Origin of the sequence: Amycolatopsis sp. FU40 (genome assembly GCF_021903635.1) — a bacterium.
In the GTDB taxonomy this organism is placed as follows: Bacteria; Actinomycetota; Actinomycetes; order Mycobacteriales; family Pseudonocardiaceae; genus Amycolatopsis; species Amycolatopsis dendrobii.
The window spans coordinates 8,879,172-8,895,668 of sequence record NZ_CP091381.1 but is presented as its reverse complement, the minus strand read 5'-3'; the positions used below and the strand labels follow the sequence as shown (position 1 = coordinate 8,895,668).

Sequence of the window (16,497 nt, the reverse complement as noted above, 5' to 3'; positions counted from 1 at the left end):
CGGGAAACGTGGATGTGTTGTGCTCCTTAGAAAGGAGGTGATCCAGCCGCACCTTCCGGTACGGCTACCTTGTTACGACTTCGTCCCAATCGCCAGTCCCACCTTCGACCACTCCCTCCCTTGCGGGTTGGGCCATGGGCTTCGGGTGTTACCGACTTTCATGACGTGACGGGCGGTGTGTACAAGGCCCGGGAACGTATTCACCGCAGCGTTGCTGATCTGCGATTACTAGCGACTCCGACTTCACGCAGTCGAGTTGCAGACTGCGATCCGAACTGAGACCGGCTTTAAGGGATTCGCTCCACCTCGCGGTATCGCAGCCCTCTGTACCAGCCATTGTAGCATGTGTGAAGCCCTGGACATAAGGGGCATGATGACTTGACGTCATCCCCACCTTCCTCCGAGTTGACCCCGGCAGTCTCCCACGAGTCCCCGCCATGACGCGCTGGCAACGTAGGATAAGGGTTGCGCTCGTTGCGGGACTTAACCCAACATCTCACGACACGAGCTGACGACAGCCATGCACCACCTGTACACCAACCACAAGGGAAGCCCCATCTCTGGGGATGTCTGGCGCATGTCAAGCCCAGGTAAGGTTCTTCGCGTTGCATCGAATTAATCCACATGCTCCGCCGCTTGTGCGGGCCCCCGTCAATTCCTTTGAGTTTTAGCCTTGCGGCCGTACTCCCCAGGCGGGGCGCTTAATGCGTTAGCTACGGCACGGACAACGTGGAATGTCGCCCACACCTAGCGCCCAACGTTTACAGCGTGGACTACCAGGGTATCTAATCCTGTTCGCTCCCCACGCTTTCGCTCCTCAGCGTCAGTATCGGCCCAGAGACCCGCCTTCGCCACCGGTGTTCCTCCTGATATCTGCGCATTTCACCGCTACACCAGGAATTCCAGTCTCCCCTGCCGAACTCAAGTCTGCCCGTATCGACTGCACGCTGAAGGTTAAGCCTCCAGATTTCACAGCCGACGCGACAAACCGCCTACGAGCTCTTTACGCCCAATAATTCCGGACAACGCTCGCACCCTACGTATTACCGCGGCTGCTGGCACGTAGTTAGCCGGTGCTTCTTATCCAGGTACCGTCACTTGCGCTTCGTCCCTGGCGAAAGAGGTTTACAACCCGAAGGCCGTCATCCCTCACGCGGCGTCGCTGCATCAGGCTTGCGCCCATTGTGCAATATTCCCCACTGCTGCCTCCCGTAGGAGTCTGGGCCGTGTCTCAGTCCCAGTGTGGCCGGTCACCCTCTCAGGCCGGCTACCCGTCGTCGCCTTGGTAGGCCATTACCCCACCAACAAGCTGATAGGCCGCGGGTTCATCCCATACCGCCGGAACTTTCCACCCCCCACCATGCGGTGAAAGGTCATATCCGGTATTAGACCCAGTTTCCCAGGCTTATCCCAGAGTACAGGGCAGATTACCCACGTGTTACTCACCCGTTCGCCACTCATCCCCGGCCGAAACCGGTTCAGCGTTCGACTTGCATGTGTTAAGCACGCCGCCAGCGTTCGTCCTGAGCCAGGATCAAACTCTCCAACAATGAACAGTTCGATCGAGACTACTTCTCAATCATTCTCAAAGGAAACCCCGACGAGGGGGTTTCATATAAGCTCTACTGGCTTAGTTCACTAGCACACTGTTGAGTTCTCAAGCAACACACCCCGAACCAGCCCCGGAATCAACCAGGCCAAGCTCGATGCGTTATTTCAAGCTTTTGGTCGAGCATGCCGGTACCTACAAGGCTAGTCGTAGGGAGTCGGCGGCCGCTCGTGGGCCGACGCTGAACATTACCTGGTCCGTTTCGCGGTGTCAACCCGCTCGGCCCTGGCTCCTGGTCGGTGAGGCTTTCGGCCCCGCCGGCCCGGTGTTCCTGGCGACGAAGAGAAGATTACATGCCTTCCAACCACCCGAAAACAGGGGGGCCACTTAACGACATCGCCCCTGGTCAGAGCGCCGCCGGCGGGCTGATCCGACCGGTTCGAGGGCCGCGGACTGCGCTCGGAGGGGCCCCGGAAAGGCCCCGAGTGACCCAGGTCTCCCCCTCAGCCAAGCCGCTCGCTGCCGAAGACCCGGGCCGCCAACCCAATTCGGCAGGTCAGCGCACTGTCCAGTCATCCAGGCGCAAGCCAGCTCGCCCGAACGCAAGCCGCCGGCCAGTGCGAGGCACTGACCGGCGGCCGCCACAAACCTTCACCCGCTCCGGGCAACCCCGGACGGTTTACCCAGGCAGCTTGGGCAGATACCGGGGCGGAACCCGGACCGGCGCGACCCGCATGTAGTCCGCGGCCAGCGCCAGCATCTTGCCGTCCGTCCACTGTCCGCCCATGAACGAAATCCCCACCGGAAGCGGTCCGACCGAACCGGCCGGGACGGTGACGTCCGGATAGCCCGCCACCGCGGCAGGCGTCGAGGACGGGATCACGTCGTTGTCGCCGACCTTGCAGTCCGTCTTCCAAGCAGGCGGGTTCGTCGGCGACGCGATGGCGTCCAGGTCGTACTTCGCGAGGGTCTCGTCCAGCGACCGGCGCGACAGGTCGGTCAGCTCCGCCCGGTTCTTCAGGTAGGTCGGATCCTGCGGGCCGGGCGCGGCGAGCGCCTGCTCGAACAGCTCCTGGCCAGCGAAGCAGGTGCGCTCCAGCGGGTCAGCGCGGTTGTACGCGATGAGGTCCGCCAGGTTCCGCGGGCCGGTGGGCCGCGTGGCGAGGTAGGCGTCGATGTCGCGGTGGAACTCGGTCAGCAACGCCGGGAACTCCAGTTCGGAGAGCCGGTCCTGGTACGGCAGGTTGACCTCGACGACCGTCGCGCCCGCGCGTTCCAGCGAAGCCTTCGTCTTGCTGACCACGGCATCCGTGTCCGGGCCGAGCACCGGCAGCCGCCACAGTCCGATCCGGGCGCCGCGCAAGACGCCGGGGCGGAGGAGTTTCGCGTAGTCAGTCGGCTGGGTCGAGGGGTAGCGCAGGGTGGCCGGGTCGGACGGGTCGCGGCCCTGCAGCACCGAGAGCGTCAACGCGGTGTCGACGACGTTGCGCGCGATGGGTCCCGCCGTGTCCTGTTCCGCGGAGATCGGAACGACGCCGGTGCGGCTGACGAGCCCGAGGCTCGGTTTGTGGCCGACCGTCGCGGTCATCCCGGCCGGGCACACGATCGACCCGTCGGTCTCGCTGCCGATCGCGACCTGCGCGAGCGACGCGGCGACGCCTGCCGCGGATCCGGCGGACGACCCGCACGGGTTGTGGTCCAGGACGTACGGGTTGTTGGTCTGCCCGCCGACGCCGGACCAGCCGGAAGTCGGCTTCGCGGCACGGAAGTTGGCCCATTCCGACAGGTTCGCCTTGCCGAGGATCACCGCGCCCGCGTCGCGCAGCCGGGTGATCAGCGTGGCGTCCTTGGCCGGACGGCTGCGCAGCGCGCGCGAACCGGCGGTGGTCTGCTGGTCGTGGGTGTCGACGTTGTCCTTGACCAGCACCGGGATCCCGTCGAGCGGACCGCGGGTGCGGCCGGTCCGGTGCCGGACGTCGCTGGCCGCGGCTTGCGCGAGCGCGGCCGGGTTGAGCGCGAGGACGGCGTTGACCTTCGGGTCCAGCACCCGGATCCGGGCGAGGTAAGCGCTGGTCAGACGGGTCGCGGTGAGCTGGCCGGTCGCCATCCGGTGCTGCAGCGACGGGATGTCGGCGCGGTCGAGGTCGAAGTGCAGCTCAGCCGGGTCCGAGTGGTCACCCTGCATCGCGACCGCCGGGGGCGCGGTGGCCAAGCCCGCCGCCGCGACCAGTGCGACGAGTACGGCGGGCAGTCTTTTTCCCATGTTCCGATGCCTCCCCAACGTCGGAGCACGGCCCGGGGCCCGGTTCAGAGCATCGGCAGCAGGGTCCGGAGCTCGTACGGGGTGACCGCGCTCCGGTAGTTGTCCCACTCGACCCGCTTGTTGCGCAAGAAGAAGTCATAAACGTGCTCGCCGAGGGCTTCCGGCAGCAGCTCGGACTTCTCCATCTCGGCGAGCGCCTCGCCGAGGTTCTGCGGCAACTGCGAGTAACCGGCGGCGCGGCGTTCGGAGTCCGACAGCTGCCAGATGTTGTCCTCGGCGGGCGGCGGCAGCTCGTAGCCCTTTTCGATGCCCTTCAGCCCCGCCGCCAGTATCACCGAGTAGGCCAGGTACGGGTTGCACGCCGAATCGAGCGTCCGGATCTCGACGCGCCGCGACGAGGCCTTGCCCGGCGAGTACATCGGCACGCGCACGAGCGCCGAGCGGTTCGCCCTCCCCCACGACACCGTCGTGGGCGCCTCGCTGCCGCTGATCAGCCGTTTGTAGGAGTTGACCCACTGATTGGTGACGGCGGAGATTTCTTTGGCGTAGTGCAGGACACCGGCGACGAACGCCTTGCCGGTCTCGGAAAGCTCGTGCGGGTCCTCCGCGTCGTAGAACGCGTTGCGGTCGCCTTCGAACAGGCTGACGTGGGTGTGCATGCCGGAGCCGGGCTGGTCGGTGAACGGCTTCGGCATGAAGGTCGCGCGCACGCCCTGGGTCAGCGCGACCTCCTTGACGACGTAACGGAACGTCATCACGTTGTCGGCCATGGTGAGGGCGTCGGCGTAGCGAAGGTCAATTTCCTGCTGGCCCGGCGCGCCCTCGTGATGGCTGAACTCGACCGAGATGCCCATCGCCTCGAGGGTCTCGATCGCGTGCCGGCGGAAGTGCGTCGCGGTGGCGTGGCTGGCCTGGTCGAAGTAGCCGCCGTTGTCGGCGGGCTCGGGCTCGCTGCCGTCGTCGGGCAGGTTGGCGAGCAGGAAGAACTCGATCTCCGGGTGCACGTAGCAGGTGAACCCGGCTTCGCTGGCCTTCGACAGCTGGCGGCGCAGCACATGCCGCGGGTCGGCCCAGGACGGCGAGCCGTCGGGCATCGCGATGTCGCAGAACATCCGCGCGGAGTACGGGCCGCCGTCGGGGGTCTCCCACGGCAGCACCTGGAACGTGGACGGGTCGGGCTTGGCGACCATGTCCGATTCGTAGACGCGCGCGAAGCCCTCGATGGCCGAGCCGTCGAACCCGATGCCCTCGCTGAACGCGCCCTCCAGTTCGGCGGGCGCGACCGCGACGGACTTCAGGAATCCCAGCACGTCGGTGAACCACAGGCGGACGAAACGGATGTCGCGCTCTTCCAAAGTGCGGAGCACGAATTCCTGCTGGCGATCCATGGCCGAACCCTAACCAGCACGTGTTAACGCCATGTTTCACGGGTCACCCACATCGGCGGCGGATTCACGCCACCTGCGCGAGCTGGGCTTTCTGAGATTTTCTTGATCGGCTGATCGACAGCGACGCGACCGAGGCGATGACCGCGAGCCCGGCGGCGACGTACCAGGCGATCGCGTAATCGCCGAACTGGTCGCGGACCGCGCCGGCGGCGGAGGCGGCGAACGCCGCGCCCAGCTGGTGGCAGGCGAAGACCCAGCCGAACACGATCGGACCGGCCTCGCCGAAGGAGCGGCTGCAGAGCGCGACCGTCGGCGGGACGGTCGCGACCCAGTCGAGGCCGTAGAAGAGGATGAACGCCCACATGCTCGGCTGGACCGAATTCGTGAACAGCTGCGGCAACAGGGCAAGCGAAACTCCCCGCAACGCGTAGTAGACGCCGAGCAGGATTCGCGGGTCGACACGGTCGGTGAGCCATCCCGACGCGATCGTTCCCACCACGTCGAAGACGCCGACCAGCGCGAGCAGGCTCGCCGCGGTCGTCTGCGGCATCCCGTGGTCGTGCGCGGCGGGGACGAAGTGCGTGCTGACCAACCCGTTCGTGGTCGCCCCGCAGATGGCGAACCCGACAGCGAGCAGCCAGAACGTCCGGGTGCGCGCGGCCTGGAACAGCACGGACAGCCCGCGGCGGACCGTGCCGACCTTCGGCGCCGGACGCGCCACTTCGGCGTCTTCAGGCGCTCCGTACGCGACAGTGCCGATGTCGGCGGGGTGGTCGCGTACGGCCAGCAGCACGACCGGGACCACCGCGAGAGCCGCGATGGCGATGACCATGGACGCTGTCCGCCAGCCGTCGTCCGCCGCGAGCGACGCGATCAAGGGCAGGAAGATCAGCTGTCCGGTCGCCCCGGCGGCGGTGAGCACGCCGGTCACGACGCCGCGGTGGCGGATAAACCAGCGCGTCGCGACCATCGCGGCGAAGCTCATCGCCATCGAGCCAGTGCCGAGGCCGACGAGCACGCCCCAGCAGAGGATCAACTGCCAGCTGGCGCTCATGAAGACGGTGCCGCCCGCGCCGAGAGCGACGACGCACAGCGCGGTGGCCGCGACGCGGCGGATGCCGAACCGCTCCATCAGCGCGGCGGCGAAGGGCGCGAAGAGGCCGTACAGGACGAGGTTGACCGAGACGGCGGACCCGATCGTGGCGCGGGACCAGCCGAACTCTTCGTGCAACGGATCGATCAGGACGCCCGGCGCGGCGCGGAAGCCAGCGGCGGCGAGGAGTGCGACGAACGCGGCCGCCGCGACGAACCAGGCGCGGTGCAGGCGGCGGGCAGGACGAGTCTCAACGGTCACGAGCAGTGAGTCTGGTGCGCCGGAGGCCTCGTCGACAGTGGCCGGAAGGACACTATCCGAAAGGATCGGGCCAGCCGAGTAGGCTCTCGGCCATGCTCAGCCGACGTGTCCTGCCGGCCCTGTTGCTCCTCGGGCTGGTCGGCGGTTGCACCGCGGCACCCCCCTTGCCCGCGGCGGACGGGTTGCTCGCCGCCGCCAAGACGAACTTCGCCAAGGTCGCCAGCCTGCACTTCTCGGTCGGCGTCAACGGAGTGCTGCCCGGTCTGCCGATGACCAAGCTCGTCGGCAACGCGACCCTCCAACGCGGCGGGCAGGCGAGCGGCAGCGCGGAATTCACCGATCGGTCGTTCTCGTTCACCGTCGCCGGGCACACCGCGACCACGAAGGACACGAAGGGTCGCGAAACGAACGGCCCCATACCCTTCACCGTCGACCGGTTCCTCGGCCCGCACGGCGGTCTGATCCGTCTTCTCGACTCGCTCCAGCAGCCGAAAACCGAGATCCGCGAGACGATCCAGCACGTCGACGGCTATCGCGTCGGCGGAACCGTGCCCCAGGCGGTCGCGGCGAAGCTGGTACCGCAGATCCACGCCGACGTGAACGTGAAGATCTGGGTGACGGTCGCGGAACCGCGCCGCTTCGCGCGGATGTGGCTGCAGGTGCCACCGGCGACGGAGCGCGACAGTCCGGTGATGTACGAGGTGCTGTTGACCGACCAGCAGCCTTGACGACCTGGTTGGTGGCCCGCCGAAGCGAGCCACCAACCTCAGCTGGCCTTGCAGCGAGTCCCGTCCGGCGGCGTCGTGCCGTCGATCAGGTAGGCGGTGCCCGCCTTGTCGACGCACGCGTTGCCTTGCAGGAACACCGTGTGCTGCGTTCCCTCGAAGGTGAGCAGCGACCCCTTCAGCGCCTTCGCGAGGTTCACGCCCGCCTGGTACGGCGTCGCCGGGTCGTTCGTCGTCGAGATCGTCAGCGTCTTCGGCATGCCTTCGACGTTCGGCTCGTGCGGCTTCGACGTGTTCGGCACCGGCCAGAACGCGCACGCGTCACGGGCGGAGCTGGCCTGGCGGCCGTCGTCGAGGAAAGGCGCGGCCTTTACGTATTTCTCCTGGCCTTCGAGGATCTGCTTCGGGTCGGTGACTCGCGGGTCGTCGACACAGCGGATCGCGATGAAGGCGTCCTGTGTGGTGCCGTAGCTGCCGTCCGGATTGCGCTCGTTGTAGATGTCAGCCAGCTTCTCCAGCGTGGTGCCGCGCTGGAGCTTCAGCTCGTTCAGCCCGGTATTCAGGTACTCCCAGAGATTCTGCTGGTAGAGGGCCTGTATGGCACCGGTGGTGGCGTCGTCGTACGACAGCTTGCGACCGTCGCCGACCGGAACCGGGAAGTCGATCAGCCGGCGCGTGAGGTCTTGAAACTGCTTCGTCGCGTCAGCCGGGTTGTTGCCGAGCGCGCAGTCCTGACGCGCCGCACACCACTTCGCGAACTCGTTGAACGCACCGCCGAAGCCCTGGCCCTGCGCGACGAGCGAGTCCTCCGGGCTCTGCGTCGGGTCGACAGCGCCGTCGAGGACGAGCGCGCGCACGTTCTTCGGGAAGGTCTCCGCGTACGTGGACCCGATGCGCGTGCCGTACGAGTAGCCGAGGTACGTGAGCTTCTCGTCGCCGAGGACGCTTCGCAGCACATCCATGTCTTTGACGACGTCGCGAGTACCGACGTGCGCGAGCATGTCGTCGCCGTACTTCGTCCGCTGTGTGCACTTCGCGGCGAAGTCCTTCTGCTCCGCTTCCTGCTTCGTGACGCCCGCGGGAGAACCGTCGGTCTCGCTGTCGTCGGCGCGGTCGGCATCGCGCTCGGGTCCGGTCAGACATTTGATCTGCGGTTCGCTCGCACCGATGCCTCGCGGGTCGAAGCCGACGAGATCGAACCGGTCGCCGAGATCGGACTTCGACACCTGGTCCATCAGGCCCGCCGCGGCGACCATGCCCGAAGCGCCCGGTCCGCCCGGGTTCACCACGAGCGAACCGATTTTCTGGCCGGGATCGCTCGCGCGGTGCCGCAGCACGCCGATGGTGATCGTCTGCCCGTCCGGTTTGTCATAGTTCAACGGAACGGTGAGGCGGCCGCACTCGATTCCCTGCGCCTTGAACGCCGACCGGGCGTCGGCCGAGGTCGCGTAGGGTGCACACGCGGACCAGGACACGCTCTGCCCGTAGAACCGCTCCAGTCCGGCGGGCACCGGGCCCACCGGCGCGTGCGATTCGACCGTCGGCGCGAGTGCGGATTGGCCGGGCTTCGACGAGCACGCCACGAGCGTGGTCGCGAGCAGGCCGGCAGCCGCTAACGCGACGAACGGATGGACTTTCGGGCTGGCGCTGGGATGACGTGGCACGGTTTGATCGTGCCATCCGGGCGCGGAACTCGAACGCACCGTCGGTGCGTTGGGCAGTGCGGGTGCGACCGGAGACACATCGACACGAGGAGACCAGGGGTGGCACTGATCAGCCGAGTGGGCAAGCGGCTCCGCCGGATCATCCAGCGGCCGGGCAGCGTCGAGCTGACCCGCTACGAAGCGCTGCTGCCCGCCGTCGAGAAGCTCGAGCCGGAGCTGGAAAAACTCGAGAACGCCGAGCTCACCGAGCGCGCGGGCAAGCTGCGGGACGCCATCGGCGGGGCCGCCTCGTTCACCGACAGCCAGCTGATCGAGATCTGCGCGCTCGGCCGCGAGGCCGCCCGGCGCGAACTCGGCGAGCGGGCCTTCGACGTGCAGTTGCTCGGCACCATGGGCCTGCTCACCGGCCACGTCGTGCAGATGGAGACCGGTGAGGGCAAGACGCTCGCCGGTGCGCTGGCCGCCGCCGGGTACGCGCTGCGCGGCCGCCGCGTGCACGTGGTCACGGTCAACGACTACCTCGCCCGCCGCGACGCGGAGTGGATGGGCCCGGTGTACGACCTGCTCGGCGTCACCGTCGGCTGGGTCGAACCGGCGCACTCGAAGGAGGAGCGCAAGGAGGCCTACGGCAAGGAGGTCACCTACGGCGCGGTCGCCGAAATCGGCTTCGACGTGCTGCGCGACCGCCTGGTCACCCACCCCGACGACCTGGTGCAGAAGGCCCCCGAGGTGGCGATCGTCGACGAGGCCGACTCGGTGCTGGTCGACGAGGCGCGCGTGCCGCTGGTCATGGCCGGTTCGATCGACCACAACGACGCCGACGAGGAGGTCGCCAAGATCGTCCGGCGGCTGCGGCTCGGCCTGCACTACGAAACCGACTCCGAGGGCCGCAACGCGTGGCTGACCAGCGCGGGCGCGTCGGTCGTGGAGAAGTCGCTCGGCGGCGTCGACCTGTACGACGAGTCCGGTTCGGACCGGCTCGCCGCGGTGAACGTCGCTCTGCACGCGCACGCCCTGCTCACCCGGGACGTCGACTACCTGGTCCGCGACGGCAAGGTGCAGCTGATCAACGCCGCCCGCGGCCGCGTCGCCGAACTGCAGCGCTGGCCGGACGGCCTCCAGGCCGCGGTCGAGGCGAAGGAGCAGGTCACCGCCACCGACCGGGGCGAAATCCTCGACTCGATCACCGTGCAGGCGCTGCTCGCGCGCTACCCGGAGGTCGCGGGCATGACCGGTACCGCGGTGGCGGTCGCCGAGCAGCTGCGCGAGTTCTACAAGCTCGAGGTCGCGGTCATCCCGCCGAACACCCCGAACGTCCGCGAGGACCAGCCGGACCGCGTCTTCGCCTCGCCGTCGCAGAAACTGCGCGCGATCGAGGAGGAAATCCGGACGGTGCACGAGACCGGGCGGCCGATTCTCGTCGGCACCCAGGACGTCGCCGAGTCCGAGGAGCTGGCGGAAAAGCTGGCGAAGGTCGACCTGCCGTGCGTCGTGCTGAACGCGCGCAACGACGCGGAAGAGGCCGCGATCATCGCCGAGGCGGGCAAGAAGGGCGCGGTCACCGTGTCCACGCAGATGGCGGGCCGCGGTACCGACATCCGGCTCGGCGGCAGCGACGGCGCGTCCCGCGAAGAGGTCGCCGAACTGGGCGGCCTGCACGTGATCGGCACCGCGCGGTATCCGTCGAGCCGGCTCGACGGGCAGCTGCGCGGCCGGTCCGGACGGCAGGGCGACCCGGGCAGCGCGATCTTCTTCGCGAGCCTCAACGACGACCTGGTGCTGTCGAACGCGCCGGACCTGCCGGACGGCATCGACGCGGACACCGAGACCGGCGAGATCACCGACCCGGCCGCGCACCGGCAGCTCAACCACGCCCAGCGCGTCGCCGAGGGCGTCGACCTGGAAATCCACCGCAACACCTGGCGCTACACCCGGCTGATCGAGCGGCAGCGCGCCGAACTGCTGGAACACCGCGACAAGGTGCTGCACACCGGGCTCGCCGCGGAGGAACTGGAGCAGGCGCAGCCGGAGAAGTTCGCCGAGCTGAAGGAAAAGCTGGACGACTCCGACCGGCTCGAGCAGGTGTGCCGCGAGGTCCGGCTGTTCCACCTCGACCAGCTGTGGTCGGACCACCTGGCGTACCTCACCGACGTGCGCGAGAGCATCCACCTGCGCGCGCTGGCCCGCGAGACGCCGCTGGACGAGTTCCACCGCGCGGCGATCCCGGAGTTCCACAAGATCATCGCCGAATCCGCCTCGCGCGCGGCGAAGACGCTCGAGGAAGCCGAGATCACCGACAACGGCCTCGACCTCGCCGAGGTCGGCGTGCGGCGCGCGAACACGACGTGGACGTACCTGGTGCACGACAACCCGTTCGACTCGGACTTCGAGCAGACGGTCAAGAAGGTGCGCAGCATGATGCGGATGAAGAAGTCCTGATTCCTTCTTTCGGAGGGCCCCTCGCCCTTTCGGAGGGCCCCTCGCCGCGGGTGAGGGGCCCTTCGCCGTTCTCTGGCTCACCTCTGCGTAGTTTCTGTCGGCGCGGTGGGACAGAATGGCGGCATGCCGCAACTGCGCATCGCACTGGCCCAGGTCAACACCACCGTCGGCGACATCGACGGGAACACCGCGCTCACCGTCGAGTGGACCCGCAAGGCCGCCGAGGCGGGCGCGCACGTCGTCGTGTTCCCGGAGATGTCCCAGACCGGTTACCCGGTCGAGGACCTCACCCTCCGGCGCACGTTCGCCGACGCGTCCCGGCGCTCGGTGACCGAACTGGCACGCCGGCTCGACGAGGCGGGCTGCGGCGAAGTGCTCGCGTACGTGGGCTACCTCGACCACGACGAGATCGGCCCGCGCGACGCCGCGGCGGCGCTCTACCGCGGCGAGGTCGTGGCTCGGCAGTTCAAGCACCACCTGCCGAACTACGGCGTGTTCGACGAGCACCGGTATTTCAAACCGGGCACCGAACTCGAAGTGCTGCGCTTGCACGGCGTCGACATCGGCATGGTGATCTGCGAGGACATCTGGCAGGACGGCGGTCCGATCTCCGCACTGGGCAAGGCCGGGGTCGACCTGGTGGTCGCGCCGAACGCGTCGCCGTACGAACGGTCGAAGGACGAACAGCGGCTGCCGCTGATCGCCCGCCGCGCGGCTGAAGCGGGCGCGCCGCTGGTGTACACGAACCAGGTCGGCGGCCAGGACGACCTGGTTTTCGACGGCGACTCGCTGGTGGTCGGCGCGGACGGGACGCTGCTCGCGCGGGCACCGCAGTTCGTGGAGCACCTGCTGGTGCTGGACTTGGACCTGCCCGCTGCGAACGCGGCCGCCACGGGCTCCTTCGACGGGCTGGAAGTGCACCGGCGGGTTTTGAACGACTCGCCGCTGGTCGAATACTCGCCGCTGGTCGCTCCGACGATCAGCGAACCGCTGTCGGACGAGGCCGAGGTCTGGTCGGCGCTGGTCGTCGGCTTGCGCGACTACGTGCACAAGAACGGCTTCTCGACGGTCACGTTCGGCTTCTCCGGCGGAATCGACTCCGCGGTCTGCGCGGCGCTGGCGGCGGACGCACTCGGCGGCGACAACGTGTACGGCGTTTCGATGCCGTCGAAGTACTCGTCCTCGCACTCGCGGGATGACGCTTCGGACCTGGCGGAACGGATCGGCGCACACTACCGGGTCGAGCCGATCGGCGAGATGGTCGACGTTTATGTCAACCAGCTGCAGCTGACCGGGCTCGCGGAGGAGAACATCCAGGCGCGGGTGCGCGGGATGCTGCTGATGGCTCTGTCCAATCTGGACGGACACCTGGTGCTGGCGACCGGCAACAAGACCGAACTGGCCGTCGGCTACTCGACCATCTACGGCGACGCGGTCGGAGCGTTCGCGCCGATCAAGGACCTGTTCAAGACGCACGTGTGGCAGCTGGCGCGGTGGCGGAACGAGGAGGCGGCCAAGCGCGGGGAAACGCCGCCGATCCCGGAAAACTCGATCACGAAGCCGCCTTCGGCTGAGCTGCGGCCGGACCAGAAGGACTCGGATTCGCTGCCGGATTACGAACTTCTGGACGATGTCCTGGACGATTACGTCGAGAACGACCGCGGGTACGCGGATCTGATCGAGGCGGGGTTCGATCCGGAGACGATCGACCGGGTCGTGCGGATGGTCGACCGGGCCGAGTACAAGCGGCGGCAGTATCCGCCGGGCACGAAGATCACCTTCAAGGCGTTCGGGCGGGACCGGCGGCTTCCGATGACCAATGGCTGGCGGGAACGGAAGTCCTGATCGGGGGTTCCGGCTCGATTGTGCTTGGCCGCGGTTGGCGGGGTTGCCTGCCACGGTTGGGCTGCTGAGTTCCGGCGCGGTTTGCCGGGCTCTTGTCAGGCTGTAGATGGCTGGATTTCGGCACGCTGGCGGAGGTCTCAGGTGCCGACCAGCGTCTCGAGCACGCTTTGCCGAGTTTCCGGCCTCTGCCTGACCGGGTTGGCGGGGAGCCGGACGCGGCTGGCTGGGCGAACCAGGCTGATCGGGATTTCCGGCTCGGCCGACCAGTTTCAGCTCGGCTGGCTGAGACCTCAGGCGCTGGCAGCTCCCGCCGGACACCATCGGTCGCGTTGCTGAATGCAGGGGCGGTGCCGCGGGCTGGCTTTCCGGTGCCGCGGGCAAGTCTTCGTCTTCGGCCGCGAAGATGATCAGCTGCCGCGGGTCGGCCGGGGGCTCCAGGGTCGTGTCGTTTTCTCGCCAGTTTCTGTCGGTGCCGGGTCGTACGCTGGGCAGATGACGGTTGGGTACACGGTGTTCGACACCCCGATCGGGGCGTGCGGCCTCGCCTGGCGGGACGGTGCGGTGATCGGAACCGCGCTGCCGGGGAGTACGGCGGAGCGGACGCGCACACACCTCGCGAAGCGCTTCCCGGACGCGGTGGAATCACCGGTGCCGGACGAACTGCGTGCGGTGGTGGAGGATGTCGTCGCGCTGCTGTCGGGAGAGGCTCGCGATCTGCGCGCGGCTCCGTTGGATTACCGGGATGTGCCGGACTTCAACCGGCGCGCGTACGACGTCGCGCGTGCTATTCCGCCCGGGAAGGTGCTGACGTACGGGGACATCGCGCATCAGCTGGGTGCACCGGGCTCCGCGCAGGCTGTCGGGCAGGCGATGGGGAGCAATCCGTTTCCGATCATCGTGCCGTGCCACCGGGTTTTGGGCGCGGGCAAGAATCCTGGCGGCTTTTCGGCACCGGGCGGGGTCGAGACCAAACGGCGGATGCTGGTGATCGAAGGGGCGTTTCCGGAGGAGCCGATGTTGTTCTGACGCGTCGGCTACGGAAACCCCGGCGGAATGCCTTGGCCTGCCTGGAGCTTGGGCGCACTCGGCCGGATTCCAGCCGCACCCCCAGTGCCGCTGGACGCCAACCGAGCGCACCACCCCCAACCGGCTATCTCGCGCAGCCGAACGACCAGGCCACCCAGCTCCGACCGTCAGCCTCCCGAGGGCAGCCGCGCCAGACCGCCGCCGAGGGCCACGCCAACTCCCGGATCAACCGGGTGGCCGCTGCAGACCGCCGACCGACGGAGCCGTGCTCGGCAGCCGCGCCCGATTCCTCGACTCCCAACAGCCGTGCGAGAAACCCGGTCCGGACGACTCCGGCGCAGCTGCCCGCGTGACCAGCCCGTCGACCGAGCCGACCCGAACCAGGCCGGACCCGCCGGAATCCGGCTCGGGCGACTCCGGCATGGCTCGAGCGATCGCCTCGCCAACCGACGAAGTGGCGCCGGTCCAGCGTGCTCGCCAGCCAGACCGCCAACAGCCGTCCGAGAAACCCGGCCCGGACGGCTCGGGCCTCAGTTGCCCGAGCGGTCAGTCCGCCCACCCGCCCGAGCAGTTCCCAGTAACCCGCCCAGGCAGCCAAACCAGCCCAACCGCAATCGAAAGCCGAGAAACCCCGCCTGGATGACTCCGGTGCCAACGAGCGACTGACCCCGCCGCGCTATTCAGCTCATTCGGCCGGTTTCCAGGGCTTCAGCCAGTCCGTCTCCGGCCAGCCTTCTGCCGCCGCTTGCAGGGGCATGGCGGTGGCTCCGTCCAGGGACTCGCGGACGATGTCGGCATGGCCGGCGTGTCGGGCGGTTTCCTCGATCAGGTGCAGCAGCACCCAGCGCACGGACCAGGCGGACGCGTCGTCCGGGTACCAGGGCACGCCCTTCGGGATGGGGACTTCCTGGTTGAGGTCCGCGATCCCGGCGATGACCTCTTCGGTGCGGACGGCGACCCGGTCGTAGGCGCCGATCGCCGATTCCAGCGTCTCGTCCGGGCCGAGGCGGTAGTTTTCCTGGTAGGTCGCCACGCTTTCGGCGAAGGGCTTCGGCTCGATTTTCAGCACCAGGTCTATCCAGCCGCTTTCGGTGGACGACACGTGTTTCAGCAGGCCGCCGACGCTCAGGGCGCTCGCGCTGGGCACGGCGCGCGCCTGGTCGTCGGTCAAGCCGTACGTGGCGATCTTCATCGCCTGACGCTGTTGTGCCAGGAAACCGAGCAAACCGCCGCGTTCGTCGGGGGTCGGGGAGACTTTGCCAGCCATGGTGGCCTCACTTCCGGTGTCTGTTGCTCCGCAGCATCGCACCCGCCACCGACAATTTTCGGCCGCGGACCGGAACCGGGGTCTGCACGACGTACGCGCCGCCGATCACGACCTGCGCCGCGTGTACCAGGAGCTGCACCCGGGTGAAGACGCCTTCCAGGTGCCCGGCCAGCGTCGACGCCACCACCAGCGCCCACGCGACCAGCACGAGCACCAGGCAAGCCACCGCGCAGGCGCGCCAGCCGGACGGCCACCAGAAGACGAGGCTCAACGCCCCGACGGCGACGGCCGCGCTCAGCAGATAGGGAGTCACCACGGTCTCCGGGACCCCGGCGTACACCATCAGCATGATCCCGAACGCTGACACCGAAACCGAGGTCAGCCGCCCGCTCCAAGTTGCTGGCGCGAGCCGCATGAGGGCGGGTCCGGTGAAGAAGAAGGCCAGACCGCCGATTCCCGTCGCGACCGAGAAGACCGGTTGCGCGTAGAACAGATCCCAGACCGGCTGTTCGGTCAGCGAGACCCCGGTCTGCATGAAGAACTCCAGCAGCCACGCGGAATACCCCGCCAAACCGAGTCCGAGCAGGACTATCAAAGCCACCCGCGCAGCACGCACTTGCCCACCCTAAGCGAATCTCTGCGACGAAGTGCCGGATGGTGTCACACCCGTGACTTCCCAGAGGTTCCGGACACCATCCGCTACCACGAACTCACGCACCGAATCCCTGGTGGAGGTTACCGGATCGTGGTTGGCGGACGGCCAATACCCGCCTCGGCACCGGGGGATCAGGTTCGGCCGAGCTTGGCGAGGGCAGGGAGTGGCGGCCGGGCTTGGCCACCGACGACGGCTGGTCGCGGGAACGGCCGGGGCGGCTGCCGCGGGAGACGCCTGGATCCGCTCGGGACAAGAGACGGCCGGGGCAGCCGACGACCGGCTGCGGCTGCTTGCCCGCGATTGCCGGGGTCCGCGGGCTGAC

10 protein-coding genes and 1 rRNA gene are annotated in these 16,497 nt (G+C 68.0%); 4 read left to right on the top strand and 7 right to left on the bottom strand.

From position 1 onward, the window contains the following. Nucleotides 1-30: 30 nt before the first annotated feature. The 4 genes from L3Q65_RS42180 to L3Q65_RS42165 all read right to left on the bottom strand — a co-directional run bounded on the left by L3Q65_RS42180 (nt 31) and on the right by L3Q65_RS42165 (nt 6,554). Nucleotides 31-1,550: ribosomal RNA gene (locus L3Q65_RS42180) — 16S ribosomal RNA — on the bottom strand. A gap of 678 nt (nt 1,551-2,228) precedes the next feature. After that, nucleotides 2,229-3,812 (bottom strand): amidase, encoded by a 1,584-nt coding sequence (locus L3Q65_RS42175; RefSeq protein WP_237598115.1) that lies wholly within the window; start codon nt 3,810-3,812, stop codon nt 2,229-2,231. Nucleotides 3,813-3,856: 44 nt separating this feature from the next. Next, entirely contained in the window at nt 3,857-5,200 is a 1,344-nt protein-coding gene (glnA, locus tag L3Q65_RS42170; protein WP_037368721.1) for a type I glutamate--ammonia ligase, read from the bottom strand. Nucleotides 5,201-5,264: 64 nt separating this feature from the next. Beyond that, entirely contained in the window at nt 5,265-6,554 is a 1,290-nt protein-coding gene (locus tag L3Q65_RS42165) for an MFS transporter (protein WP_182896303.1), read from the bottom strand. Between the two features lie 92 nt (nt 6,555-6,646). On the opposite strand from L3Q65_RS42165, the gene L3Q65_RS42160 reads away from it, so the two are divergent. After that, nucleotides 6,647-7,282, top strand: a complete 636-nt coding sequence (locus L3Q65_RS42160) for an LppX_LprAFG lipoprotein (RefSeq protein WP_237598114.1) — start codon at nt 6,647-6,649, stop codon at nt 7,280-7,282. 38 nt (nt 7,283-7,320) lie between these two features. On the opposite strand, the gene L3Q65_RS42155 is transcribed toward L3Q65_RS42160, so the two are convergent. Further along, on the bottom strand, nt 7,321-8,943 hold the full coding sequence (locus L3Q65_RS42155; RefSeq protein ID WP_370648153.1) for an alpha/beta hydrolase: 1,623 nt from the start codon (nt 8,941-8,943) through the stop codon (nt 7,321-7,323). Nucleotides 8,944-9,042: 99 nt separating this feature from the next. Between L3Q65_RS42155 and secA2 the strand changes: the two genes are divergently transcribed. The 3 genes from secA2 to L3Q65_RS42140 all read left to right on the top strand — a co-directional run bounded on the left by secA2 (nt 9,043) and on the right by L3Q65_RS42140 (nt 14,253). Further along, a complete protein-coding gene (secA2, locus tag L3Q65_RS42150; protein WP_237598113.1) occupies nt 9,043-11,382 on the top strand; it encodes an accessory Sec system translocase SecA2 in 2,340 nt (779 codons plus the stop codon). A 123-nt stretch (nt 11,383-11,505) separates the two neighbouring features. Continuing rightward, nucleotides 11,506-13,227 carry an NAD+ synthase gene (locus tag L3Q65_RS42145; RefSeq protein ID WP_182896307.1) on the top strand — a complete coding sequence of 574 codons (1,722 nt, stop codon included), beginning with the start codon at nt 11,506-11,508 and terminating at the stop codon, nt 13,225-13,227. Nucleotides 13,228-13,719: 492 nt separating this feature from the next. Further along, nucleotides 13,720-14,253, top strand: coding sequence for a methylated-DNA--[protein]-cysteine S-methyltransferase (locus tag L3Q65_RS42140; protein ID WP_182896308.1), 534 nt, complete (start codon nt 13,720-13,722; stop codon nt 14,251-14,253). 685 nt (nt 14,254-14,938) lie between these two features. Here the strand turns inward: L3Q65_RS42140 and L3Q65_RS42135 are convergent. Together L3Q65_RS42135 and L3Q65_RS42130 are read right to left on the bottom strand one after the other, a co-directional pair. Next, on the bottom strand, nt 14,939-15,520 hold the full coding sequence (locus tag L3Q65_RS42135; RefSeq protein ID WP_237598112.1) for a DinB family protein: 582 nt from the start codon (nt 15,518-15,520) through the stop codon (nt 14,939-14,941). Nucleotides 15,521-15,527: 7 nt separating this feature from the next. Continuing rightward, nucleotides 15,528-16,136: a hypothetical protein gene (locus L3Q65_RS42130; protein WP_182896310.1), complete on the bottom strand. Its 609-nt coding sequence runs from the start codon at nt 16,134-16,136 to the stop codon at nt 15,528-15,530. Nucleotides 16,137-16,497 lie beyond the last annotated feature (361 nt).